This window comes from Nocardia sp. NPDC059240 (assembly GCF_042753865.1).
GTDB lineage: Bacteria > Actinomycetota > Actinomycetes > Mycobacteriales > Mycobacteriaceae > Nocardia.
The window spans coordinates 201,626-227,443 of sequence record NZ_JBHZAC010000005.1; the positions used below are offsets into that span (position 1 = coordinate 201,626).

Consider the following 25,818-nt stretch of genomic DNA (forward strand, 5'->3'; position numbering starts at 1 on the left):
AGGTCGGTGGCGCGACATTCAGTTCGCGGTCCAGCGCTCCAGCCAGGGCACCACGGAAGCGACGATCTCGTCGAAGCCCGCCCGGTACGAATGCGCCTGTCCGGCAATCACATGCACCTCGGTCGCGTCAGCGGCGTCCGGAATGCCGAACGGGTCGCGCGCGCCGTTCACCACGACGACTTCGATGTCGCCGGGAGCCAGCAGTTCGTCGCGCCGCGACTTCTCCGGCTTCCCCGGCGGGTGCAGCGGGAAGGACAGCGCGAGCACGCCCCGGGCCTTCGCCTCCAGAGCGGTCCGACAGGCGACCCGCGCCCCATTACTGCGACCACCCTGGACCAGCGGCACCCCACGTACCTTCTTGCGCAGTGCCGCAATGATTTCCAGCCACGCCGCGTCCTGCACCTCGGCCTTGCCGGGCGCGCGCCGCCCCGCGACCCGGTACGGCTGGGTCACCAGCGCGACCGCACCGCCGAGCTGAACGGCCGAATCCCGCACGGCGAGCAGGTCTTTCGCATCGACACCGCCCCCGGAACCGTGCGTCAGCACCAGCAGGAACGTCGGCTTGTTCCGCCCGGGCCGATCGATCTCCACCTCCGCCGGTCCGGCACTCGTCTCGATGCGCATGAAGGCACCGTAGTCACGCGCCCGTCCCTACCTCGCGCGGCGCACCGGATTCCCACCCGGACCGGCCGCCGAATCCGCCACGGCACCCTCAGCGGCGTCGGCGGGATTCGATCAGCCAGGCGGCGATCAGCCCGGCGAGACTCGCGATCGCGCCGAGAATCACCAGGTCAGGGGTCACGATCCCAGTGTGCGCCGAGTTCGCCTACGCCCGCCGCACACACCCTGTCGAGGGACTCCTGTCCCACCTCACCGATCTCCCCGCACGGCTGCGAGCTGCGATTACGGGATCCCCACGGGCTCAACGGAACCCCGGGTCTCGGCAACTCGCGTGCTTTCAGTCACATTCGGCCTCGCTGACCTTGGCGACCCTCCTACCGGTCGGTAACATGGCGCATAAGTTACCCGCCAGTAGGCGCTGCTTTACGGTGTCTACCCGGTGGAGACCTAACGGGCGGGAACGGCAACACCGAACCGCACCCATCTCAATGGAGAGTGAGTACGACCATGGGTCACTACAAGAGCAACGTTCGCGACCTCGAGTTCAACCTCTTCGAGTTCCTCGGCATCCAGAAGCTGCTCGACGCGGGCGCCTACGGCGACCTCGACGCCGACACCGTCAAGGAGATGCTGAACGAAGTTCGTCGCCTGGCCGAGGGCCCGCTGGCGGATTCGTTCGTCGACGGCGACCGCAACCCGCCGACCTTCGACCCGGAGACCCACACGGTCACTCTTCCCGAGTCCTTCAAGAAGTCCTACCGCGCCCTCGAGGACGGCGGCTGGTCCAAGGTGCCCGTGCGCGAGGAGCTCGGTGGCCTGGGTGCCCCCTCCGTCGTCGGCTGGGCCCTGGGCGAGATGATCCTCGGCGCCAATCCGCCGGCCCAGATGTACGCCGCCGGTGCGGGTTTCGCGCAGGTCTTCTACAACAACGGCACCGATGAGCAGAAGAAGTGGGCGGAGATCATCGCCGACCGCAACTGGGGTGCCACCATGGTGCTGACCGAGCCGGACGCCGGTTCCGACGTCGGCGCGGGCCGCACCAAGGCGATCCAGCAGGAAGACGGCACCTGGCACATCGAGGGCGTCAAGCGCTTCATCACCTCGGGTGACTCCGACGACCTGTTCGAGAACATCATGCACCTGGTGCTGGCTCGCCCCGAGGGCGCCGGACCGGGCACCAAGGGCCTGTCCCTGTTCTACGTACCGAAGACCCACTTCGACTTCGAGACCCAGACCCTGGGTGAGCGCAACGGCGTGTTCGTCACCAATGTCGAGCACAAGATGGGCATCAAGGTTTCGGCCACCTGTGAGGTCACCTTCGGCGGCCACGGCATTCCCGCCAAGGGCTGGCTGGTCGGCGAGGTGCACAACGGCATCGCGCAGATGTTCGACGTCATCGAGAACGCTCGAATGATGGTGGGCACCAAGGCCATCGCCACCCTGTCGACCGGTTACCTGAACGCGCTGGAGTACGCCAAGATCCGCGTCCAGGGTGCCGACCTGACCCAGATGACCGACAAGGCCGCCCCGCGCGTCACCATCACCCACCACCCGGACGTCCGTCGCTCGCTGGCCATGCAGAAGGCGTACGCCGAGGGCCTGCGCGCCGTGTACCTGTACACCGCCGCGCACCAGAACGCCGATATCGCCGAGCTGGTCTCGGGCGCCGACAAGGACACCGCGTTCCGCGTCAACGACCTGCTGCTGCCGATCGTCAAGGGTGTCGGCTCCGAGCGGGCCTACCAGTACCTGACCGATTCGCTGCAGACCTTCGGTGGCTCCGGCTTCCTGCAGGACTACCCGATCGAGCAGTACATCCGCGACGCCAAGATCGACTCGCTGTACGAGGGCACCACCGCCATCCAGGCGCAGGACTTCTTCTTCCGCAAGATCGCCCGCGACCGCGGTGTGGCGCTGGCCCACGTGGCCGGCCAGATCCAGAAGTTCATCGAGCGTGAGGGTGGCAACGGCCGCCTGAAGGCCGAGCGCAAGCTGCTCGCCACCGCCCTCGAGGACGTCCAGGGCATGGCCGCCACCCTGACCGGGCACCTGATGGGCGCCCAGCAGGACCCGAAGGAGCTCTACAAGGTCGGCCTGGGTTCGGTCCGCTTCCTGATGGCCGTCGGCGACCTGGTCATCGGCTGGCTGCTGCTGTCGCAGGCCGAGATCGCCATCAACGCGCTGGACAACGGCTCGACCGAGAAGTTCTACCAGGGCAAGATCGCCACCGCGCAGTTCTTCGCCCGCAACGTGCTGCCGGAGCTGACCTCCGTCCGCACCGTCCTGTCCAACCTGGACAACGACATCATGGAGCTCGACGAAGCCGCGTTCTGACGAAGGGTCTTGGGGGCTGACGCCCCCAAACCCCCAGCACAAGCGATGCGGCCCGGAATCCTTCCGGGCCGCATCGCTTTTCGCGTTATCCACAGTCATTCACAGGTGACGATGGGGACCGGGTCGTACTTCACGGTTCGGGTGTGGCGGGAGATTTCCTTGCCCGTCTTGGCGTCTCGGATGACGCGAGTGTCGGAGGTCGTGAAACCCGGTGCGCCGGAAGAGGCGATGCAGTCCTTGCCCTTGGGGAGGGTGACGGTCTTGGGATCCGTCGGCTTGGTGCGGTCGCCGGTGATGGATTCGACCTCAACGGTTTTGGTGCTCCACAGGCGGACGGTGATCGACGAATCGTCGGCGACGGCGTCGATGACCACACCGTACGGGGTGTTGTTGCGGAATTTCAGGTCGATCGCGCCGTCGAAGACGGTGGCCTCGCGCGCGGCCGGATAGCGCGAGATGTAGTAGCTGTGCTCGGTGTGGCCCGCGTCCTCCAGGCCCGCGAAATACGAGGCGTTGTAGAGGGTGGTGGCGAACTGGGAGATGCCGCCACCGACGGCCGTGGCCGGACGGCCGTTGTTGATGATCCCGGATTCCACATAGCCCTGGGCGGTACCGCGCGGGCCGGTGAAGTCGTTGAGCGAGAACGTCTCTCCGGGCTTCACCACCGCGCCGTTCACCTTGCGGGCGATCACGCGGATGTTCACACCGGAGGGTCCGCTGAAGCCGCCGGTGGTGAACGAGCCGACCGGCTGCTCCACACCCATCTTGGTGGCGTCGTCGGTGCTCAGCTTCGGCTGAACCTGCTGGTAGACGACAGCTTTCGAACGATTCGACGGGGACGCCAGCACGGCGGGCAACCCGTCGAGGGTCTTGCCCCAGTCGACGAGGGTGCCGACCACGGCGGGGCGCACGGTCGCGCGTGAGCCGGACAGATCGAAACCCGCGTCCTCCGGCGGTATCTCGGTGGGCTGCAGTTGCGGGGCCAGCGCGGCCGTGAGGGCCTCGGCATTGGTCGAGAGGTCCAGTCCGCCTTGGTCGTTCGCGCGGAAGGAGAGCGCGCCCGCGATCTGTGCGGGGTCGAGGGTGGCGTCGCCGCCCTGGCCGGTGAAGGTGAACGGGCCGCTGACCGCCGGTTCGGCGACCTGTTTCAGCGCGCGGTCGACCGCCTCGGCACGCACGTGCGGCTGTGTGTCCACCACCGGCAGTACCAGTTCCGGGCCGTCGGCCCAATGGTCGGCCAGGGCGGCGCGGGCCCCGGGGACATCGAGCACACGTCCCGACACCGGCGGTACCGCGACGGCCCGAGCGTCCTCGAAGACCACTCCACCCTCGACCGGTTCCCGGTCGTGCGCCCGCAGCGCCGTCAGTTCCCGATCCATGGCGGGGTTGTCGATGGTGACGGCCGGTTCCACGGTCCGGGTGGCGAAGAACGATCCGAGCCGGGTGAAGGGATTCTTCGGCTGCTCGCCGATACGCGCCCAGGTGCCGTCCCAGTCCACGCTCAGTCCGGCGTCGCGGGGCACCAGTTGCGTGCGCACGTCACCGGTGCGCACCGTGAGCGGCTGTGCCACACGCTGATCGAGTGCGGTCTGCAACCGGGTGCGCGCGGCCGCCCGGTCCAAGCCGCCGATCTCGATCCCGGCAACCTGCACGCCACGCGGAACATCGCCGGACGACAGCGACAGATCAACTACGTATCCGACCCCGGCCGCGGCGACCAGCACACCTGCGGCGATTCCGGCCCGGCGGGCCGCGGTCGAGTTCAGAAGTTGGCGTACGCCAGGACTTTCACCGGTCACGGGCACCCTCCCAGCTGTCAGCAAATCTTCTGCAACGATAGCCGGGGATAGAAAAAGAGCTCCGTGCGGTTGCCGGGTCGGGGGTCTGGCAACAGCACGGAGCCACCCCTTCTATCGACACCTGTTCCAGGGCGTTACACACCGCTACATCCGATCGGAAAAAAATTCGCAACCTTCGACAGGGACAATCGGGACGGACCGGCAACCTACGACGTGAGGAGCCACCCATGCAGCTCGGAATGATCGGACTCGGCCGGATGGGCGCGAATATCGTGCGCCGCATCGTGCGTGATGGGCACAGCGCGGTCGGCTACGAACGCCGCGTCGAGAATGTCGACCAGCTCACCGCCGAACTCGGCGAAAGCTTCCAGGGCAGTACCGAACTCCCCAAATTCGTGGCCATGCTGGATGCCCCGCGCGTGGTGTGGGTCATGATCCCGGCCGGGGCGACCGGCGCGGTCATCGACGACCTGGCCGAGTTGCTGGAACCGGGCGACATCGTCATCGACGGCGGCAACAGTCGGTACCACGAGGACATCGCGCGCGCGAAGGCATTGCGCCCCAAAGGCATTCATTACGTAGATATCGGCACCTCGGGCGGCGTGTTCGGGCTGGAGCGGGGCTTCTGCTTGATGATCGGCGGCGAGGACGAGCCGGTCGGCTATCTGGATCCGCTGCTGCGTTCCATCGCGCCCGGAGTCGACGCCGCGCCGCGTACACCCGGCCGCACCGGTGAGCCCACTCCCGCCGAACAGGGCTACCTGCACTGCGGGCCCGCGGGTGCGGGCCACTTCGTGAAGATGGTGCACAACGGCATCGAATACGGCGCGATGGCCGCCTACGCCGAGGGCCTCAACATCCTGCACAAGGCCAACGTCGGCAATCAGACCGACACCGAGCATTCGGCGGAGGTCACTCCCCTCGAACACCCCGAGTACTACCGCTACGACCTCGACATCCCCGAGGTCACCGAAGTATGGCGGCGCGGGTCGGTGGTCGCGTCCTGGCTGCTCGATCTGACCGCCGCCGAGTTGTACGCCGACCCGAATCTGGACTCCTTCGGCGGCCGGGTCTCCGACTCCGGCGAGGGCCGCTGGACCCTGGACGCCGCGATCGACGAGGGCGTCCCCGCCCCGGTCCTGTCGGCGGCGTTGTTCCAGCGTTTCGCCTCGCGCGGCGAATCGCTCTATGCGGACAAAATGCTCTCCGCCATGCGGCAGGCCTTCGGCGGACACCACGAGCTACCGCCGGGGTGAATTCGCCACGCGCGGTGGCGCACCCGGTGTCGATGGCGAGAGATCGGCGTCGGGACGCTACCGTCGGGGGCATGCGCCTTGCTCCGGGAATCGTTGTCGCGGTGACCGCTCTCGCCCTGTCCGCCTGCTCCAGTGGCTCGAACTCGTCGAACGAATCGGCCTCCAGCAGCACGCCGGCACCGAGCAGCACCACCACCGCGCCCCCGACTACGACTCCGGGGCAACAGGATTGCGGCGCGGGCTACCTTTCGCAGTTCACCCAGCGTCAGAAGCTGGCCCAGCTGCTGACCGTCGGTGTCACCGGTGAGGCCGACGCCGAGAACGTGGTGAAGACCGAGCAGATCGGCGGCATTTTCGTCGGCAGCTGGACCGACAAGGCGATGCTGGCGCAGCACCAGATCGACACCGTCCAAAAGGCCTCGCGGACACCGTTGATGGTGACCATCGACGAGGAAGGCGGCCGGGTCTCGCGGGCCAAGGACCTGATCGGGGTCGCGCCCGCGGCGCGAGTGGTGGCGCAGACCATGAGCCCCGACGAGTTCTACACCTTCAGCCTGGAGCGCGGGAAGAAGCTCAAGGCGCTCGGCGTGACCGTGGACTTCGCCCCCGATGTGGATGTCAGCAGCGAGCCCGACGATGCGGTGATCGGTGACCGCTCCTTCTCCGACGATCCGGACGTGGTGGTGCAGTACGCCGGCGCGTTCATCCGGGCCATGAACGATGCCGGGGTCGGCAGCGTCATGAAGCATTTCCCCGGCCACGGGTCCGGTTCGGGCGATTCGCACACCGGCGCGGTGCAGACGCCCCCGCTGGATCAGATGCAGACCAAGGACCTGGTGCCGTTCCGCAAGCTGGTGGATTCGGGTGCCGCGGTCATGGTCGGTCACCTGGACGTGCCCGGGCTGACTACCCCGAATGTGCCGGCCAGCATCAGCCCGCAGGCCATGGCGTTGCTGCGGCAGGGCACCGGCTACGGCGCAGCACCCTTCGACGGGGTCATTTTCACCGATGATCTGGGTGGCATGGCGGCCATCACCAAGCGCATGAGCATCGAGGATGCGGTGGAAGCCGCCCTGATCGCGGGGGCCGACAATGCCCTGTGGATCACCACGGACGCGGTCCCGAAGGTGCTCGATCGGCTCGAGGACGCGGTCAAGAGTGGCCGCCTGGCGGGATCCCAAGTGGATGCCTCGGTGTTGCGCATGGCAAAGTTCAAGGGCTCCGCGCCGCACTGCTGAGAATCAGCGAATGGGTTCTGCTGAGAATCGGCCCTTACTTACTGCCGATTCATAGCAAATCAGCGGCAATTCACACTCGCGGAACTTACCTTGGAGTAAGATAGGAGCTTCGATATGTCCTAGGAGTGTGAATGGCTGGCGGAACGAAACGGCTTCCTCGCGCGGTGCGCGAGCAGCAGATGCTCGACGCCGCCGTGGAGGTCTTCTCGCGCAAGGGGTATCACGACACCTCCATGGACGCGATCGCCGCCGAGGCGAAGATCTCCAAGCCCATGCTGTACCTGTACTACGGGTCCAAGGACGAGCTCTTCCGCGCCTGCATCCACCGCGAGGCCATGCGCTTCATCGAGGCCGTCTCGGTCGCGGGCAACCCCAAGCTCACCCCGCACGAACAGCTGCGGGCCGGGCTCGAAGCCTTCCTCACCTACGTCGATCAGAACCGGCTGTCCTGGCAGGTCCTCTACCGGCAGGCCCTGGGCCAGCAGCCCTTCGCCTCCGAGATCGCCAACAGCCGCGACCGGGTCATCGAACTCACCGCCAAGCTGCTGGAATCCAGCGCCAAGTACGCGGAACCGGGCACCAATTTCGAGGTGGTGTCGGTGGCCGTGATCGGCGCGGGCGAGGCCATCGCCGACCGGGTCGCCAGCGGCACGGTCGATATGACCGAGGCCGTGAACCTACTCGACGATCTGGCCTGGCGCGGTCTGTCGGGCAGCAAGAAGAAGGCCGAACAGATTTAGGGGCAAGCCGGTCGTCATTCCCTGAACTACAGTCGCAACGATCGAGATTGTGGGACGGCCGAATTCGGCCGGGGAAACGGGGACAAGAGTTGTTCGGCTTGCTCAAGCCGTGTGCGCACAGTGCGGCGCGCCACGGCATCGACCCGTCGGCATGGCAGACGCACATGTGCGGACTCTGCCTGGGATTGCGGGACGGCCACGGCCAGCTGGCCCGCGCCGCAACCAATACCGACGCGATCGTTCTGGAAATCCTCACCGAGGCGCAGCAATCCCTGCCCTCCGCCCGCACCGACGCCGGACCCTGTCCGCTGCGCGGAATGCGGCGTGCACAGGTGGTGGCGGCCGACGCCCCCGGCGTGCGACTGGCCGCCACGGCCTCACTCCTGTTGGGCGCGGCCAAGATTCGCGACCACATCGATGACGGCGACGCGCACCCCATGGCGCGCCGCCCCCTCACCCGCGTCTCGACCCGCTGGCATGCCCACGCCCGAGCCTCCGCCGCACCCCTGGGCCTGAACGTCGATCCCCTCATCGAGGCCATCGAATCCCAGCTGCGCCTGGAGAATTCGCCCGAAAGCACCCTCGACGAACTGACCGGCCCGACCCAACTCTGCGCGGCGGAACTGTTCGCCCACACCGCCATCCTCGCCGACCGCCCCGAAAACGCCGACGCCCTCCGCGAAGCCGGCTGGCACTTCGGCCGCATCGCCCACCTCGCCGACGCCCTCGAAGACCTCGAATCCGACCACACCCTGGGCCATTTCAACCCGCTGCTCGCCACCGGCACCACCCCGGAACAGGCGCACGCGCTGGTGGCCGAGTCGAATTCACTGCTCCGCGCCGCCCTCACGCGCGTGGCCCTGGATCGCACCGCGACCATCCGCTGGATCCTCCTGGACCCCTTGGGCGGGGTCGTCCGCAAACTCGGCCGGGCCGCGGGCATCACCCACGCCTGCTCCACCGGAAGCTGCCGCACCGCCAAGGCGGACGCACCGCGGGCTGGACAGCCGTGGCCACCGCAGGGACCCCGCCCGCAGTTCCCGCCGCCGGGCCAGTTTCCGCCGCCCGGACCGCAATTCCAGCCGTGGCAGCCCGGGGCGCCGTTCACACCGCAGCCGGGCATGATGCCGCCTGGGCCCGGCATGCCGCCCCCGCCGCCACCGCGGGGGCCGAGCCTGCTGGAGGGCCTGGGGATCATCTGCACGCAGTACTGCACCGGATATGCCTGCTGCGCGGCACATACCGGGCCGTGCAGCGGCCATCACAAGGGGCCGTGGTTCGATCGCGGCTGCCGTGACGAATGCTGCGAGTGCGGCTGCAACTGCGGCTGTGAATGTTGCTGCGAGAGCTGCTGCGACGGGTGCTGCGACTGCAGTTGCTGAGGCCGGTGCGACCGGGTCAGGGCCGTGTGATCGCGGTGCAAGGGGTGCGCAAGCGGGGGTGTGCAGCCTGAAGGCATGACGACGGCAGATGTTCCGGTTCTGGTGGTGGGTGGCGGTCTGGTCGGGTTGTCGGCCGCGCTGCTGCTCGAATACCACGGTGTTCCCTATGTTTTGGTGGAGCGGCGGGCGGTGGCTTCGGGGCTGCCGCGCTCGCGTGGGTTGCATGTCCGCACCGGTGAGATATTTCGGCAGGCCGGGGTGGAGGGGCGAATTCTGGAGGCGGCGCGGACCGCGTTGAAGGCCGGGAAGTTCGGCGGGGCGTGGACCGGTGGGTCGGTGCGGTCGGCGGAGTCGCTGGATCTGTCGGGGATGGGCGCGGCCATGGCGAATCAGGACGCCAGTCCGTCGCAGTTCGTTTTTCTGCCGCAGGATCTGCTCGAACCGGTGCTGGCCGACGCTGCCCGGGAGCGCGGCGGAGAGCTCCGGTTCGGCACGGAGCTGGTGGAATTCACGCAGGATGCCGACGGCGTGACCGCGGTGCTGCGGGACGCCTCGGGTGCGCGGACGGTGCTGCGCGCGGAGTATCTGATCGCGGCCGATGGGGCGGGCAGTCCGGTCCGGCGGGCGCTGGGTATCACCGGCACGGAGATGCCGCCGACGCATCACTATCTGAATGTGTTCGCCCGCATCGATCTCACCGGCATGCTGGACAGCCGCGGCTTCAGCCAGTGCGAGATCACCGGGCCTGACATGCGCGGACTGGTGTTGGCCAAGAACAACACCGACGAATGGTCCTTCCACATCGAATACGATCCGGCCGTCGAATCCCCCGCCGACTGGCCGGACGAGCGCTGCATGGCCGCCATCCGCACCATGGTCGGCGCTGACGATATCCCGGTTACCATCCTGGCCCGAAGTGCTTGGGACACCGGTACTTTCGTGGCCGACGAGTACCGCCGCGACCGCGTCTTCCTGGTCGGCGATGCCGCGCACCGGCATGCGCCGTGGGGTGGCTACGGCGGCAATACCGGTGTCGCCGACGCGCACAATCTGGTGTGGAAACTGGCGATGACACTGCAGGGTGCGGCCGGTCCGGCACTGCTGGATTCCTATGCGGCCGAACGCCGTCCGCGGGCATCGATCGCGGTCGAGCAGGCCCGGCTGGGCACCGATTTCCGCACCCGCTACGGCATCGCGACCCCGGACAATGCGGCCGATCTCGCTCGCCGGCTCGATATGTCGTCGATCATGACCCGCTACCGCTACACCTCGACGGCCGTCCTCGACACCGAGGATCCGTCCCCGCACGTACCCGCCCTGCGCGGGCAGACCGGAACCCGCCTGCCGCACTGGTGGATCGACGCCGGTTGGTGGACCGCGTCCACGCTGGACCTGTGCGGCCCCGGCTTCACGCTGCTGGTGTCGGGTCCGGCCGGGGTCTGGCGGGACGCCGCCGCGCAGGCGCAGCGCGCCACCGGTATCGAGTTGGCGGTGCACGCCCTCCCGGCGACCGACTGTGCCGAACACGCCGGCCTCGCCGAGGGCCAGGCGCTGCTGGTGCGCCCCGATCACCACATCGCGGCCGGACCCGACTCGGGCCTGACCCCGGCGTGGCTGGGTGCGGCGCTGGAACTGCTGGTGGGCGAAAAGGCAAGAGCCGCACACCGTTCCGGCCGGATGTAGAAACCCCTGCGTGGCGACATCCGAGGGTGGAACAATGTGCGGCTCTTCACCCCCATCGAGCCGGATCGCGTCGAGGCGGTCCGGCCCGAAGTTACGGGTGACTGCTTGTCACTGTCAGCGCAGCGTAGCGGTCAGGTGCGGGTAGCCCTTCTTCGGGTTCTTCAAGGAGATGTCCCACCCACCGGACACGTGATCCGCGTACAGGTTCACCGTGGACGGCAGGAAGATCGGCTTGCCGAATTTGACCGCGTAGGTGGTCTTTCCGGGAATCCGGCCCTCGAGCGCGCCGAGCACGGTGGCCGCCGACCACATGCCGTGCGCGATCGGCTTCGGGAACCCGAACGCCTTGGCGCCCAGACCCGAGGTGTGGATCGGGTTGTGGTCACCGGAGGCGGCGGCATAGCGGCTGATCATCTGCTGATCGACGCGCATCGCCTTCAGCGGGGGCGGCGGCACCTCGTCCGGCTTGGGCTCCGGCTTCGGTCCGCCCGACAGCGAGGTGCGCTGCTGGTGCAGGAAGGTGGTGACCTGACGCCACACCAGTTCCCGGCCCACACTGACCTCGGTGACGGCGTCCACGAGCAGGCCCTTGGGGTGCTCGCGCAGGTTCTCGATGTGCGTCTCGAAGTCCAGCGGTTCGGACACCGAGATCTCGCGGGTGCGCTCGATGACGTTCTCCGCGTGCACCGCACCGACGGCCACGAACGGGAAGTCGCGGGCGACCACCAGCTGCATGGCCAGCGGGAAGCTGAGCACGAACGGATAGGTCAGCGGCAGCGCGTCATCGAAGCGCAGGCCGGTGGCCCGGCAGTAGGCGGCCAGGTGATCGGGATCGACCTTGAAGCCCTCGAGCCGGACCGTGCGGTCCGGCAGCACCGGCTTGCGGGCCGAGAGTCCCGGCACCGGCAGCGCGCCCAGGGCGGCCTTGACGAACAGGCCGCTGTTCTTGGGCACCTCGGTGAGGTTGATGGTCTGCGACATCATGCTCCGATCAGGGCCTGGCCGCAGACGCGGATGATGTTGCCGGACACCGCGTTCGAGGCCGGAGAGGCGAAGTAGGCGATGGTCTCGGCGACGTCCACGGTCTGCCCGCCCTGCAGCAGCGAGGACAGCAGACGGCCACCCTCACGGGTCGCCAGCGGGATGGCGGCGGTCATGGCGGTCTCGATGAAGCCGGGGGCCACCGCGTTGATGGTGATGCCGTGCTCGGCCAGCTTCGGGGCCTCGGCGTTCACCATGCCGATGACACCGGCCTTGGACGCGCCGTAGTTGGTCTGGCCACGGTTGCCCGCGATACCGGCGATGGAGGACACGTCGATGACGCGGCCACCCTGCTTGAGCGCGCCGCGGGCGACCAGGCCCTCGGTGATGCGGTGCGGCGCAGCCAGGTTCACGTTGAGCACCGAGTTCCAGCGGCCCTCGTCCATGTTGGCGAGCAGCTTGTCGCGGGTGATGCCGGCGTTGTGCACGACGATGTCGATGCCGCCGAAACGCGCGGTGGCGAATTCGGCCAGTTTCTCGGCGGCGTCGGGGGAGGTGACGTCCAGGGCGAGCGCGGTCGCGCCGACCTTGTTGGCGGTCTCCGAGAGCGCCTCACCGGCGGCCGGGATGTCGGCGACGATCACGGTCGCGCCGTCCCGGGCGAAGACCTCGGCGATGGTCGCGCCGATGCCGCGGGCGGCACCGGTGACCACGGCCACCTTGCCCTCGAGCGGGCGGTCCCAGGAGGCGGGAGCCGTCGCGTCGTCCTTGCCGACCCGGAAGACCTGGCCGTCGACGAACGCCGACTTGCCCGACAGCACGAAGCGCAGGCTGGACTCCAGACCCGTTGCGGCCGTGGCGGCTTCGGGGTGCAGGTAGACCAGGTTGGAGGTGGCGCCGCGCAGCAGCTCCTTACCGACCGAGCGCGTGAACCCCTCGAGCGCGCGCTGGGCAATCTGAGCGTCGACCGAACCGGCCAGCTCCGGGGTGGTGCCGACAACCAGCACTCGACCCGACGCAGCGAGGCTGCGCATGGCGGGCTGGAAGAACTCGAACAGCTGCTGCAGATCTTCGATCGTGCGCAGGCCGGTCGCGTCGAACACCAGCGCGCCGAACTTCACGCCCGGGGTGACGCTGTCGACGAAGGTGTAGTCGCCCAGCAGGTTTCGCACGGCGTCGGCGACGCGGCCCTTACCGCCCAGCAGCACCGGCCCGGGGAGGGCGGGCTCGCCCGCCTTGTAGCGGCGCAGCGACTCCGGCTGCGGCAGGCCCAGCTTCGAAGCCAGGAACGCGCCGGGGGCGGAGTGAACGAAAGATCCGTAGAGGTTGGGAGCGCCCTTGCTCTTGCTGGCAGCCACGTTTCTACCTTCTCCTTGGTCTCGCCCCGCCGACGGCAACATTTCAAGAGCGGTCTTGCGCACATTGCGGGGTACGGTGTCGACAATGAACTTACTCCAGAGTAAGTTTAATGTAAACCGACTGACGTGCTGCCCGCGGGATAGTGCGTGCCGGATTTCCCACCGACGAGACACTGGAGACTCGAGTGACCACCAAAGCCCGTTCGGCGAAGGCCGCGGCCAAGACCACCAAGCAGGCGCGTCCGGTTGCCATCCTCGGCGGTAACCGCATCCCGTTCGCTCGTTCCGACGGCAAGTACGCGCACGCCTCCAACCAGGACATGTTCACCGCGGCCCTCAACGGCCTGGTCTCCCGGTTCGGCCTGCAGGGCGAGCGCCTGGGCATGGTCGTCGGTGGCGCGGTCCTCAAGCGCGTCGGCGAGCACGGCATGATCCGCGAGAGCGTGCTCGGCTCCACCCTCTCCCCTTACACCGCGGCCCACGACCTGCAGCTGGCCTGCGGCACCGGCCTGCAGTCCATCGTCACCGTGGCCGACGGCATCGCGCTGGGCCGGCTCGAGAACGGCGTCGGCGGCGGCACCGACACCACCTCCGACGCGCCCATCGGTGTGAGCGAGGGCATGCGCGAGTGGATGCTCGACGCCAACCGCGCCAAGAAGAACTCCGACTACGTGAAGCTGGTCGGTCGCCTGCGTCCGTCCATGGTCGGCATCGAGATCCCGCGCAATGCCGAACCGCGCACCGGACTTTCGATGGGTGAGCACGCCGCGATCACCGCCAAGGAATTCGGCGTCTCCCGCGAGGCGCAGGACGAGCTGGCCTACCTGTCGCACAAGAACATGGCCGCCGCCTACGACCGCGGCTTCATGGACGACCTCATCACCCCGTTCCTCGGCCTGACCCGCGACGACAACCTGCGTCCGGGCTCGACCATCGAGAAGCTGTCCACCCTGAAGCCGGTCTTCGGCGTCAAGCTGGGCGACGCCACCATGACCGCCGGTAACTCCACCCCGCTCACCGACGGCGCGTCCGCGGTGCTGCTGGGCTCCGACGAGTGGGCCGCCTCGCGCAACCTGGAGCCGCTGGCCTACCTGGTCGACTCCGAGGTCGCCGCGGTGGATTACATCCACGGCCCCGACGGCCTGCTGATGGCCCCCACCTACGCGGTGCCGCGCATGCTGGCCCGAAACGGCCTGAAGCTGCAGGACTTCGACTACTACGAGATCCACGAGGCGTTCGCCTCCGTGGTGCTCGCCACCCTGCAGGCGTGGGAGTCCGACCAGTACTGCAAGGAGCGCCTGGGCCTGGACGGCGCGCTCGGCCCGATCGACCGTTCCAAGCTGAACGTGAACGGCTCCTCGCTGGCCGCGGGCCACCCGTTCGCCGCCACCGGCGGTCGCATCATCGCCCAGACCGCCAAGCACCTCGCGGAGAAGGGTGGCGGCCGCGCACTGGTCTCCATCTGTGCCGCGGGCGGCCAGGGCGTCGTCGCGATCGTCGAGCGCTAACCCACAGGGGCTACGCCCCTGAAACCCTATGGAGGATGGGGGCTTTGCCCCCGAACCCCCGCGAGGCGGTATCCGGTCCGAGTGGACCGGATACCGCCTTCGTCGCACTCGGGGCTTAGGCAATCAGAATCCGGGTGCGGTGGGCGAGGTCGGAGATGCGGACGCTGTCGTAGCCCGTGACGGCGCTGTGGACGGTGTCGTGGAAGGGGGCGGTCCAGTGGGTGGGGAGGGCGGCGGCACCGGTCAGGATGCCCGCCACCGAGCCCGCGGTCGCGCCATTGGAGTCGGTGTCCCAGCCGCCCTGCACGGTCAGGGCGATGGTGCGGGTGAAATCGGCTTCGCCCCACAGCAATCCGGCCGCGATCAGACAGGCGTTGCCGACGGCGTGGACCCAGTTGTAGTGGGCGTGGCGCTGATGGATGGCGGCGACGGCCTCATCCCAGGACCGGCCGCGGCGGTGGTCGTCGAGGACTTCCGAGAGGGCGACGGCGAGGCGGGAGCGGGTGGGGATGACAGATCCGGCGGTGGCCAGGATGTCGGTGGGGGCGGGGGTGGTGAAGGCGGCGGCGACCATGGCCGCCGACCACATGGCGGCCCATAAACCGTTGCCCACGTGGGAGATCGACGCCTCGCGGGCGGCGGCCATCGCGGCCCGGCGGGGTTGACCGGGGTGGGTGTAGCCGTGGATGTCGGCGCGGATGAGTGCGCCGATCCACTCCCGGTAGGGGTTTCGGAAGGTGGCGGTGTCGGGTGGGGCGTAACCGTCGATGAGATTGCGATAGGCGACCCGTTCGGCGGTGTAAGTCTGCAGGAACGGCAGGCGCTCGAGCCACAGGGCGGCCACCTCGTCGGGCGTGAAGGCCGCACCGCGCTGTTCCAACAGGTGCACGCCGAGAATGGTGTAGTCGATATCGTCATCGCGGGGACAGCCGTCGATGCGGCCCAGAGTGGCTGTGCCCCAGGACCTTCGGCCGGTCGCCTCGGGCGGCAACGGGTCGGCGACGGGGACGTAGTCGCGCAAAGGATAGGCGCTGTTGGATTCCAGGTACTCGCGGATGCGCTCCGGAGTCCAGAGGAAGCCGTTCTCCAGCGGCTTGCCGAGCGTGCATCCGGCGCAGCGGCCGAGCCAGCCGCCGTGGATCCGGTCCAGCAACTCCGGCTCGCGGATCGAGTAGCGCGATTCTTGTTCCACGCCAGTGAGATTCACGCTCCACGGCTCGTCCACCCATTCGGTGTACGGCCAGTCCGGCAGCCGTGGCGCGCGCTCGACCCGGTCCAGCAGCCGCCAGCAGGCGCCCGGGATCGGATGTTCGACGTGGGTCAGATCGTGTACTTCCTCGGTGAATTCCTCTACCGCGTAACCGGATTCGTCGCGCTGACACCATTCGTAGTAGAGCAGCGCACGTGGATCGGCCTCGTGATGGCCGAAGAAGGCCGCCTCTATGGTCACAACACCGCCTGGGTGGCCGCGACCACCTCCGAGAGCAGGGGCAGGGATTCGTCGCGCTGGGGAGCGCGCGCCCACCAGCGACCCTCGTGGGTGCGACGGCCGAAACCGGTGGGCAGGATGACATTACTGCGATGCGGGCCGATATCGACGCTGTTGCGCTCGAGCAGTTCGAGGCATTCGTCGGAGGGGTAGCCGTCGAAGACCGCCAGGAAGGTGCGGCGCGGCGGCTTGTCACGGACCAGCACCGGGCCGGGCACCCCGCGACCGACCAGTTCGTCAAGGATCAAGGCCCCCAACGACTCCGGCGTATTCAGGGCAGCGATCGAGTCGTTCAGCGGTAGCACTACGAATCCGGGGGTGGTCACGTGCACGTAGGGGAGACCGAACAGGGAGCGGTACACCCGTGCCCACTCCTGCGGGGTCGTCAGCTCGTCCTCGTCCAACCGCACATTCCACCCCTCGTTCGGGCCCTGCTCCAACGACGGCGATGTCAATTTCCAGTGAAAGCCCGGAACCCGCACCGCACCACCGGTTTGGGTAAATCGTTGGCGAACTGTCGAGAACTTGCGACGCGGCGGGGGTTGCCAAGTCCGCTGAACGGTCTGTTTCCGGGGTAGCCTCGGGGGTAGAGACAGGCGTACCTACCAGGAGGTTCGTCATGCCCTGCGATTTGATGCTGATCGCCTACGACGGTTCCGAGAATGCTCGGCGGGCCGTCGAATACGCGGGCCGGTTCCTGGCGGCGAACAGAGCCGTCGTGCTGACCGCGTGGGAGCCGATGGTGCGGCAGGCCGCGCGACTGTCGGGGTTGTCCGGGGTGATGCAGCCCGAATGGATGGCCGACGACGAAATAGCGGACATCGCCCTGGTGGACGCGAAGAATATCAATGCCGAAGGCGTGCGCCTGGCCAAACTGGCCGGTCTCAACGCCGAGGCGCGCACGGTGGAGTGCACCACCACCATCTGGACCGCCATCGTCGAGGTGGCCGACGAGCTGGATGTGGACATCATCGTGGCGGGCACCCGCGGGGCCACCGGCATCCGCGCGCTCATGCATTCCAGCGTGGCGGACGCGGTGCTCAAACACTGCCACCGGCCGGTGCTCATGGTTCCGCCGGGCCGGGAACCGGCCGCGAAACCGGCCTGAACGCGGCGGCCCGACCTCGCAATTGCGGGAAAGATGCTGGGGCGCACCATGTTCACCCGTGCGTGACCGCGGGCACCGTGAGAGATGCGTCGCTCCCCGGGGCTCGGCGCCGACGCCCCGGACTATGTTCGGATCATGGACGGATTTCTGCTCGCGACACCCGACGGTGTCGTCCGCACCTCGGGCACCCGCGCCGCGTTCGCCTCGGCGGCGGCCGCGAGCGCGGCACTGCGCTCCGGCGCGCACGAGCTGATCGTGGGCGCGCTGCCGTTCGATCCGCGCCGTCCGGCCGCCCTGGTCGCCCCCGAGCAGGCCGCGCACACCGTCGGGCCGTGGCGTCCGGCGGCGTTGCCGGAGCTGCCGGAGGTTCGGGTGGTCTCCGAAATGCCCAGCGCCGCAGAGCATGTCGCGCGGGTTACCAAGCTGGTGGAACTGCTGTCGGATCCCGGGCAACCCCTGCGCAAGGTGGTGGCGGCACGGTCGCTGGTGGCCGAGGCGTCGGCCCCGCTGGAGGCCGAGGTGATCGCCGGGCATCTGGTGACCCGCCATCCGCGCGCCGCCGTCTACGCCGTCGACCTCTCCGCCGCCGGACGCCCCGGCGAGACCCTGATCGGGGCGACACCCGAGGTCCTGATCTCCCGGCGCGGCCACACCGTCACCCTGCATCCGCTGGCCGGCACCCTGCCCCGGCTCGCCGATCCGGACGCCGACGCCGCGCAGGCCCAGGATTTGCTGGACAGCAGCAAGAATCGCGAAGAGCACGCCTACGTCATCGACTGGATCCGCGAGCGACTCGCGCCCGTCTGCGTCGAACTGTCCATCCCCGACGGCCCCGAACTGCTGTCCACCCCCGAGGTCTGGCACCTGGCCACCCCCATCCACGGCCGTCTCCGCCACCCGGCCACCACCGCCCTCGACCTGGCCGTCCTGCTGCACCCCACCCCCGCCGTCTGCGGCACCCCCACCAACCTCGCCCTGGACGCCATCGCCGACCTGGAAGGCGACCGCGGCTTCTACGCGGGCGCGGTCGGCTGGTGCGACACCGCCGGCGACGGCGACTGGTACGTGGCCATCCGCTGCGCCGAACTCTCCGCCGACACCCTCACCCTGCGCGCCTTCGCCGGCGGCGGCATAGTCGCCGCCTCCGACCCCCATGCCGAACTCCACGAAACCACCGCCAAACTCCACACCTTCCTCGGCGGACTGCACTGCCCGATTCCGGAATAACCCAGCAGCGTTTTCCGTACGCCGAGGCACCATCCGCTAGAGTGCCGGGGAGGCTGGGCCGTTGGCCCGGTTACGCATGCGTCCGATGTTGGGAGTACCGCGATGAAGTTTGCCGTTCCTGGTGCAGCGAGTGCTGTCGGCGGAGCCCTGGTCGGGCTGGCGGCGGTCCTGGTCATCACAATGGCGGCTTCGCAGGACAAGCGGCCCGATATCGACCGCAGTGGCGACGCGGGCTCGTCGCTATTGAACAACGTTGAGTACGGCTCGCGCTGACCGGCTGACCTCCGAACCAGGCCACACCGCACCGCTGGGCCGCCGCTGGCTGTTCGGCAGTGTCATCGCCGCATTCCTACTCACTTTTCTGCAGTCTCCCGGGCAGACCGTCGCCGATACGAAATACGATCTGGCGCAGAACCCGCTCGGATTCCTTTCGCGCGCTTCACATCTGTGGAGCAGCCAGGCCCCGATGGGGCAGGTCCAGAACCAGGCCTACGGGTACTTCTTCCCGCACGGCGCGTTCTTCTCCCTCGGTCATCTGCTCGGTCTGCCGGGCTGGGCGACCCAGCGCATCTGGTGGGCGCTGCTGCTGCTCGCCGGATTCTGGGGCATCATCCGGCTCTGCGAGACGCTGGGGATCGGTAGTCGCGGCTCGCGACTGATCGCCGCGGTCGCGTTCGCGCTGTCGCCGCGCGTGCTCACCACGCTCGGGTCGATCTCCTCCGAGACGCTGCCGATGATGCTCGCGCCCTGGGTGCTGCTCGCGCCCGCCGCGCTGGGCGTTGCCTTGAAACACGGCGAGGATTCCGACTCTTCACTCCCGCGACGCGGGATGGCGACACCCGCGGGCAGTGCGCTGGCGCTGGCGCTGATGGGTTCGGTGAACGCGGTCGCCACGGCGGCGGCGTTCCTGCCCGCCGCGCTCTGGTGGATCTCGTTCAAACCCAACCGCGCCTGGTGGCGCTTCACGCGCGCGTGGATTCCGCTGCTGGCGCTGGGCACCTTCTGGTGGGTGGTGCCACTGCTGTTGCTGGGCAAGGTGAGTCCGCCGTTCCTGGACTACATCGAATCCTCCGGCGTGACGACGCAGTGGGCCTCACTCGGTGAGGTGCTGCGCGGCACCGACAGTTGGACTCCGTTCGTCTCGCCGGAGCGCATCGCGGGCGCGGTGCTGGTGACCCAGCCCGCCGCGGTGCTGGCCACCGGCATGCTGGCGGCCGCGGGCATGGCCGGACTGGCCTTGCGCTCCATGCCGAATCGCGGACGACTGGCCCTGATCCTGCTGGTCGGCCTGGTCGGCATCTGCGCGGGCTACGCGGGTGAGCTGGGCGGACCGTTCGCCGAACAGGTCCGGTTGTTCCTGGACTCCGGCGGTGCGCCGCTGCGCAATGTGCACAAGCTGGAGCCGCTCATCCGGCTGCCGCTGGTGCTGGGCCTGGCGCAGCTGCTGGGCCGGGTGCCGCTGCCCGGGTCAGTGCCGATGCCGGTGTGGCGCAGGGCCTTCGCGCATCCGGAGCGCGACAAGATGGTCGCCGTCGGCGCGCTCATCCTGACGGCGCTGACACTGTCCACCTCGCTGGCCTGGACCGGCAAACTGGCCCCGCGCGGCAGCTACGACCGGGTGCCGCAGTACTGGCAGCAGACCGCGGACTGGTTGGCGCACAACGCCTCCGACACCCGCGCCCTGGTGGTACCGGGCGCGCCGTTCGCCAGCCAGGTGTGGGGTCTGACCCGCGACGAACCGCTGCAGGCACTCGCGAGCACCCCGTGGGCGGTGCGGGACGCGGTGCCGCTCAACCCGCCCGGCGCGATCCGGGCCATGGACTCGGTGCAGCGGCTCATCGCCGACGGGCGGCCCTCGGCCGGGCTGGCGGCCACCCTCGCCGGGCAGGGCATCGGAATCCTGGTGCTGCGCAACGACCTCGACCCGGACACCTCGCGCTCCACGCGGCCGATGCTGGCGCACCGCGCGATCGAGGGCTCCCCCGGCCTGCACAAGGTCGCCGAGTTCGGTGACCCGGTCGAGACGGGCCGGGTGGAAGGCCTGGTGGCCGACGGCGATCTGCGGCCCGACTACCGAGCCATCGAGATCTACCGGGTCGACAGCGGACAACCCGGCATGCCCGCCGAAGTACGCGGCGGCATCGGCGCGCCCACCTCGTTCCCGGGCGCGTTCACCGTGCCGCTGGACAGCCTCTCGGTCGTGCAGGGCGGGCCGGAGGTGGTGGAACGGCTGCGCCGCAATCCCGCGACACCCGTCGGGCCGGTACTGCTGGCCGCCGACGCCGCGGCGGCCGGGTTGCCCGCCGATGCCGTCACCATCACCGACACCCCGATGGATCGGGAAACCGATTTCGGGCGCGTCGACAACCACAACTCCGCGCTGCGCGCCCCGGGCGATGACCGGCGCACCCACAATCTGGTCCCCGACTATCCGGTGTACGGCGCGCAATCGGTCGAGGGCGAATGGTCCGGCGCGACCGTCACCGCCTCGAGTTCCGCCGGTGACGCCACCCAGCTGGGCGGGGCCGCCCCCGGCAGTTCCACCGCGGCCGTGGTGGACGGCGACCCGGCCACCGCGTGGATCTCCAACGGCGCGGAACATGCTGTGGGCCAATGGCTCCGGCTCGACCTCGACCGGCCGGTCAGCTCCGCGGTGCTGCGCCTGAACACCAGCGCCGCCGCCATCGGCAGCCCTGTGAAGTGGGTGGAGGTGGAGACCGCCAAGGGCACGGTGGCCGCGCGCATTACCGAACCCGGTACGCCGGTGCCGATCTCGCTGCCGCCGGGCGCCACGAACTGGATCAAGGTCACCGCCATGAACACCGAGGACGGCAGTGCCGGTGGACAATTCGGGATCAGCGAGATCTCGGTGGACGACTACGCCGACCGCGACAACCCGGTCACCCTCGATATCCGGCACCGCACCGTACTGCCGCCGGCGCCCGCGAACACGCCGGTGCGCGGCTGGGACCTGGGCCAGGAATTCCCCGGCCGCAGTGCGTGTTTCGACTCTCCCGACCGGGTCCGCTGCAGTAAGGGCCTGGCACTGGCCGCGGAGGAACCCGGCCTGTTCGAGCGCACCCTGCAAGTCCCGCAGCCGATCCCGGTCGCCCCGGATCTGATCGTGCACACCCGTCCGGGTCCGGCGCTGGAGGCGTTGCTCACCGATCCGGATCGCCCCATCGCGCGCGGGCAGGCCGATGTCGGCGACCCGCGCGGGTCGGCGCTGGCCGCCACCGACGGCGATCCGCGCACCAGCTGGACCGCGCCGGAGACCAGCGTGCGCAATCCCGCCGGGGCGAAACCCACACTCACCATCGAACTTCCGGCCCCGACCCTGGTGACCGGCCTGGAGGTGGCGCCCTCGCGCGGCGATCTGCCCGCCCACCCCACCTCGATCTCGGTGAATCTCGGTGACGGCCCGCAGGTGCGCGCGGTGAACTCGGATTCCGGCGCGGTCAGCCGGGTCGAGCTGCATCCGTACCTCACCGACCGCATCGAGATCAGCATCCAGACCTGGGATCCGGTCCTCGACCGCACCGCACTGGGTTTCGCGCAGGAGCAGCCGCCGGGCCTGGCCGAGGTGAACGTGCTGGGCCCCGACTATCCCGCGCCCGCCGACCCGAACCGGCCGATCACCATCGACTGCGCACACGGCCCCACCATCGCCGCCGCGGGCCACACCCTGCACACCACCGTGACCGGCACCGCCGCCGAATTGCTCTCCGGCGCACCGCTGCCCGCGACCGTGTGCTCGGAGGACGACTCCACCTTCGAATTCCCTTCCGGACGGGTGGATGTCGCGGTCGCTCCGACCGAACTGTTCACCGTCGACGAACTGCGCCTCGACCGCACCCCGGCACTACCGCCGGTGGCCGAACCGAACGGCACGGCCGGGACGCAGGTGCTGGTCCTGCCGCTGAGTACGAATGTCGGCTGGCAGGCCCACACCGCCACCGGCGCGACGTTGAAACCGCTGGTGATCAACGGCTGGCAGCAGGCGTGGCTGGTCCCGCCCGGGACGCAGGGCCCGATCACCGTTTCCTTCCCCACCGACCGCTGGTATCGCCTCGCCATCTTCGGCGGCCTGCTGCTGTTGCTCCCGTTGATCGTGCTGGCCGTGCGGGGTGCGCGGTCCCGGGTCCGCGATGACGGCCCACCGCCGCGCACCTGGCGCAGCCGGACCGTCGCCGGGCTGGGCCTGGCCGCCGCGGCCGGGCTCATCGCGGGTCCGATCGCATTGGTGCTCACCGGAATCGGGCTGCTCGTCGATCATCTGAGTCCAAGCCGGTGGCCCCGGGTGCTGGTCGCGCTCGCGGGCGGCGGCACCGCGATCTGTGCGGCCGCGCTGTCGACGGGGCCGTGGCGATCGTTCGACGGTTATGTCGGCGGCTCATTGTGGGTGCAGTTCCCGGCCCTGGTCGCGGTGATCGCGGTCGGTCTGGCCGCGCTGCCCGACAAGCGCTGAATCGTGCTGCCGTTCAGCCGAAGCGGCGGCGCGTCCACTGCCGGACGGGTTCCTCGACGAGCGCGAAACTGGCGGCCGCCAACGGCAGCGCGAAGGCGATCGTCAACAGGTAGACGATGACGAAATGCCCGCGGAACGGCACGATGCCGAACACCGGGAAGATGATCGACAGCACCGCCAGATGCCAGATGAAGATGCCGAAGGACCAGCGTCCGAGCGTCGCGGCCACCCGGCTTTCCAGCCAGCGGTGCTTGCGATCCGGCCGCAGCACCAGCGGTGCCAGCAGCCCGAAGCCGATGATCGCGCCGAGCGTCATCTTGGTGGCGTACTGCCACGGCTGACCGTGCGTCAGGCCCCGGAGCCCGGCCAGGTTCGTGGTCGCGAGCAACAGGGCCGCCAACGCCAGCGGCCACATCAGCCGGTGGTCTCCAGCGATCCGCCGCAGGCGCGGGACGGGCAGGTCGGCGAGTTCGGCCAGCAGCATGCCGGTCGCGAACCACGGCAGGTAGGCGGGCAGCCAGTTGTCGGCATGGATGCCTTCGGGGGTGGGCACGGGCAACAGGTTCCAGCCCAGGAAGAGCAGTCCGAAGCCGAGCACCACCGGGACCCGGAATCGGGCCCGCCGCCCACGCAACCAGACCAGGGCGAACGCCAGCAGCGGAAGTATCAGGTAGAAGGCCACTTCCACCGAGAGACTCCACATCTGGGTGAGCCCGTCGGTCAGCGTGAACGGCACGAACACCTGCAGCAACGCGAGATTGGAGACCCACACCCGCAGTCCGGCGGTGTGCGCGGCACTGGGCAGCAGGATGAGCACCGCGGTCACCACTACCCAATACGCGGGCAGGATGCGGGCCGCGCGATGCAGGAGATACCGCGCGGCACTCGGTGCTTTTCCGTCTTCCCGGGCCGCCGTCGCGTGCGGCCGCCACAGCAGGAATCCGGACAGCGCGAAGAACACCGCGACCGCCATGTCGAATCGCTCCCAGACCCGGCCCAGCAGCGGCTGTCCGGTCGCGCCGGTCTGGAAGGCCACGTGGGTGAGGACCACGCCCAGCGCGGCCAGCGCGCGCATCCCCTCGAGCGCCGGAACGAACCGGCCGAGCCGCTGTTCGGCCGGAACTCCGGCCGGGATCGGGCCCGCATCAGGGTTCAGGGTGGTGGTCATCGGGTCCCAGTCTGCCTTGTACCCCTTTATGTGAGCATCCGCCATTTGACTTGGGGGATTTTAGGGGTGTTTTCCTGACTCGGCCGCACTCTTGGACCGCTCGGACTGTTAGTGTCTGGGCTCACGAGTGCTGCGCGGCGACCGTAGTGCTGGACGAATCACGTGTTCGACGACGAGGAGAACCTGCATGGCACTCAGTGCCGGTACCCGAAGGACGGTGGCCTGCGTACTCGTGGGAATCGGTGCGATGCTGCTCGTCGCCGCGATCATGATCCCCACCTATACCGTGAGCCGCCTCGCGAAGACCCCGCTGGACCTGGAAATCACCACCGTCGCGACGAATCCGCAGACCGGTGCCCCCAGTGAGGTGCTCGACGCCAAGTCCCTGACCTCGCCGACCGGTTCGGCCAAGGTGGACCAGAACGTCCCGCTCGTCTCGCAGCGCTTCCTCACCATCGAAAACCCCTCCAATGCTTCGGAATTGACGATCCAGGCCGGTCAGACCCTGCGTCGCACCGATAAGCAGGGCGACACCGGCCTGCTCACCGCGACCATCGACCGCGTCACCGTGGACCGCAAGACCGGTGAGCCCGTGGACTCCGTGGACGGCGGCCCCAACGGCTCGATCGCGGTGACGGTCGACAAGAAGGGCGCGAGCGTCATGGACCCGGTGCAGCACACCGGCCTCCAGTACCGCTTCCCGATCGGCACGGACAAGAAGACCTACCCGTACTTCGATCTGAACGCGCGCAAGACCTTCGACATCAACTACGTCGAAGAGACCGAGATCAACAATCTGAAGGTCTACCACTTCCAGATGACCGTTCCGGCCACCGATCTCAACTCGGTCGCCAACTCGGCGACCAACCGGCTGACGCTGCCCGCCGCCAAGTGGGGCGTGGACGGTGACGGCGACGTCGCCATGGACCGCTTCTACACCAATGTCCGTGACCTGTGGGTCGAGCCGGACACCGGCACGGTCATCAAGGGCCAGGAGCAGATTCACCTGTACTACGCCCGTAGCGGCGACAAGCCCGAGGTGACCGCGCTGAAGTCGACCCTGGTGTTCGATGAGAACACCATCGAGTCGCAGATCTCGGTGGCCAAGGACAATATGGACAAGCTGGCGCTGTACGGCCGCATCCTGCCGATCATCCTCGGCGTGCTGGCCGCGGTCTTCCTGATCCTCGGTGTCCTGCTCGGGGTGCTCGGCAAGAACGGCAACGGCCCCACCCCGGTCCGCCGTCCCGCCCCGGCTCCGGCCGGCGGTCCCGGCGGCAGCTTCGACCCGCCCACCCAGCAGATCGACATGAACAAGAAGCCCTAGCGGCTCCCGTTCACCCGGCGGGGGGGGGGGGTTGGGTATATGGGGGGGGGGCGGGCGGGGGGGCCCGGGGGGGGGGGGGGGTGGGGCCCGCGCCCGGGGGGGGGGGGGGTGTGTAACACGGATTGGTGGGA

The 25,818-nt window shown here is 68.8% G+C and carries 18 protein-coding genes and 1 pseudogene; 12 read left to right on the top strand and 7 right to left on the bottom strand.

The features are described from left to right. Nucleotides 1-18: 18 nt before the first annotated feature. Nucleotides 19-624, bottom strand: coding sequence for an alpha/beta family hydrolase (locus tag ACFXHA_RS19725; RefSeq protein ID WP_379358675.1), 606 nt, complete (start codon nucleotides 622-624; stop codon nucleotides 19-21). A 504-nt stretch (nucleotides 625-1,128) separates the two neighbouring features. Here ACFXHA_RS19725 and ACFXHA_RS19730 point away from each other — a divergent pair. Beyond that, entirely contained in the window at nucleotides 1,129-2,955 is a 1,827-nt protein-coding gene (locus ACFXHA_RS19730; RefSeq protein ID WP_379359585.1) for an acyl-CoA dehydrogenase, read from the top strand. A 95-nt stretch (nucleotides 2,956-3,050) separates the two neighbouring features. On the opposite strand, the gene ACFXHA_RS19735 is transcribed toward ACFXHA_RS19730, so the two are convergent. Continuing rightward, nucleotides 3,051-4,754: a VanW family protein gene (locus tag ACFXHA_RS19735; RefSeq protein WP_379358677.1), complete on the bottom strand. Its 1,704-nt coding sequence runs from the start codon at nucleotides 4,752-4,754 to the stop codon at nucleotides 3,051-3,053. Nucleotides 4,755-4,981: 227 nt separating this feature from the next. Between ACFXHA_RS19735 and gnd the strand changes: the two genes are divergently transcribed. The 5 genes from gnd (at nucleotide 4,982) to ACFXHA_RS19760 (ending at nucleotide 11,053) form a co-directional block, all read left to right on the top strand. Next, nucleotides 4,982-6,010 carry a phosphogluconate dehydrogenase (NAD(+)-dependent, decarboxylating) gene (gene gnd / locus ACFXHA_RS19740; protein WP_379358679.1) on the top strand — a complete coding sequence of 343 codons (1,029 nt, stop codon included), beginning with the start codon at nucleotides 4,982-4,984 and terminating at the stop codon, nucleotides 6,008-6,010. A 71-nt stretch (nucleotides 6,011-6,081) separates the two neighbouring features. Next, complete coding sequence (locus tag ACFXHA_RS19745) at nucleotides 6,082-7,248, top strand: glycoside hydrolase family 3 N-terminal domain-containing protein (RefSeq protein WP_379358681.1); 1,167 nt, start codon at nucleotides 6,082-6,084, stop codon at nucleotides 7,246-7,248. Between the two features lie 131 nt (nucleotides 7,249-7,379). Then, nucleotides 7,380-7,988: a TetR/AcrR family transcriptional regulator gene (locus ACFXHA_RS19750; RefSeq protein WP_379358683.1), complete on the top strand. Its 609-nt coding sequence runs from the start codon at nucleotides 7,380-7,382 to the stop codon at nucleotides 7,986-7,988. A 98-nt stretch (nucleotides 7,989-8,086) separates the two neighbouring features. Beyond that, complete coding sequence (locus ACFXHA_RS19755) at nucleotides 8,087-9,370, top strand: DUF5685 family protein (protein WP_379358685.1); 1,284 nt, start codon at nucleotides 8,087-8,089, stop codon at nucleotides 9,368-9,370. A 75-nt stretch (nucleotides 9,371-9,445) separates the two neighbouring features. Continuing rightward, nucleotides 9,446-11,053 (top strand): FAD-dependent monooxygenase, encoded by a 1,608-nt coding sequence (locus tag ACFXHA_RS19760; RefSeq protein ID WP_379358687.1) that lies wholly within the window; start codon nucleotides 9,446-9,448, stop codon nucleotides 11,051-11,053. A gap of 114 nt (nucleotides 11,054-11,167) precedes the next feature. Here the strand turns inward: ACFXHA_RS19760 and ACFXHA_RS19765 are convergent, their stop codons facing one another. Both ACFXHA_RS19765 and ACFXHA_RS19770 read right to left on the bottom strand, forming a co-directional pair. Next, nucleotides 11,168-12,037 (bottom strand): MaoC family dehydratase, encoded by an 870-nt coding sequence (locus ACFXHA_RS19765; protein ID WP_379358689.1) that lies wholly within the window; start codon nucleotides 12,035-12,037, stop codon nucleotides 11,168-11,170. Beyond that, entirely contained in the window at nucleotides 12,034-13,434 is a 1,401-nt protein-coding gene (locus ACFXHA_RS19770; protein WP_379359587.1) for a 3-oxoacyl-ACP reductase, read from the bottom strand. Before ACFXHA_RS19770 ends, ACFXHA_RS19765 begins: the two co-directional genes overlap by 4 nt. Before the next feature lie 143 nt (nucleotides 13,435-13,577). Between ACFXHA_RS19770 and ACFXHA_RS19775 the strand changes: the two genes are divergently transcribed. Further along, a complete protein-coding gene (locus tag ACFXHA_RS19775; protein ID WP_379358691.1) occupies nucleotides 13,578-14,900 on the top strand; it encodes an acetyl-CoA C-acetyltransferase in 1,323 nt (440 codons plus the stop codon). Between the two features lie 115 nt (nucleotides 14,901-15,015). Here ACFXHA_RS19775 and ACFXHA_RS19780 read toward each other — a convergent pair whose 3' ends face one another. Next, nucleotides 15,016-16,350: an ADP-ribosylglycohydrolase family protein gene (locus ACFXHA_RS19780; protein ID WP_379358693.1), complete on the bottom strand. Its 1,335-nt coding sequence runs from the start codon at nucleotides 16,348-16,350 to the stop codon at nucleotides 15,016-15,018. Next, nucleotides 16,347-16,799 carry a hypothetical protein gene (locus ACFXHA_RS19785; protein WP_379358695.1) on the bottom strand — a complete coding sequence of 151 codons (453 nt, stop codon included), beginning with the start codon at nucleotides 16,797-16,799 and terminating at the stop codon, nucleotides 16,347-16,349. The genes ACFXHA_RS19780 and ACFXHA_RS19785 overlap by 4 nt, the downstream gene beginning before the upstream one ends. A 209-nt stretch (nucleotides 16,800-17,008) precedes the next feature. On the opposite strand from ACFXHA_RS19785, the gene ACFXHA_RS19790 reads away from it, so the two are divergent. The 4 genes and pseudogenes from ACFXHA_RS19790 to ACFXHA_RS19805 all read left to right on the top strand — a co-directional run bounded on the left by ACFXHA_RS19790 (nucleotide 17,009) and on the right by ACFXHA_RS19805 (nucleotide 23,305). Next, nucleotides 17,009-17,497, top strand: coding sequence for a universal stress protein (locus ACFXHA_RS19790; protein WP_379358697.1), 489 nt, complete (start codon nucleotides 17,009-17,011; stop codon nucleotides 17,495-17,497). 135 nt (nucleotides 17,498-17,632) lie between these two features. Beyond that, nucleotides 17,633-18,724: an isochorismate synthase MenF gene (locus ACFXHA_RS19795; protein ID WP_379358699.1), complete on the top strand. Its 1,092-nt coding sequence runs from the start codon at nucleotides 17,633-17,635 to the stop codon at nucleotides 18,722-18,724. A gap of 102 nt (nucleotides 18,725-18,826) precedes the next feature. Beyond that, nucleotides 18,827-18,997 (top strand): DUF2613 domain-containing protein, encoded by a 171-nt coding sequence (locus ACFXHA_RS19800; protein ID WP_157389630.1) that lies wholly within the window; start codon nucleotides 18,827-18,829, stop codon nucleotides 18,995-18,997. Between the two features lie 4 nt (nucleotides 18,998-19,001). Beyond that, nucleotides 19,002-23,305 (top strand): annotated as a pseudogene (locus tag ACFXHA_RS19805) (alpha-(1->3)-arabinofuranosyltransferase). On the opposite strand, the gene ACFXHA_RS19810 reads toward ACFXHA_RS19805, so the two are convergent. Continuing rightward, a complete protein-coding gene (locus tag ACFXHA_RS19810) occupies nucleotides 23,206-24,360 on the bottom strand; it encodes an acyltransferase family protein (protein WP_379358701.1) in 1,155 nt (384 codons plus the stop codon). The pseudogene ACFXHA_RS19805 and the gene ACFXHA_RS19810 sit on opposite strands and share 100 nt — an antisense overlap. A gap of 187 nt (nucleotides 24,361-24,547) precedes the next feature. On the opposite strand from ACFXHA_RS19810, the gene ACFXHA_RS19815 reads away from it, so the two are divergent. Next, nucleotides 24,548-25,687, top strand: a complete 1,140-nt coding sequence (locus ACFXHA_RS19815) for a DUF3068 domain-containing protein (protein ID WP_379358703.1) — start codon at nucleotides 24,548-24,550, stop codon at nucleotides 25,685-25,687. Nucleotides 25,688-25,818: the final 131 nt, after the last annotated feature.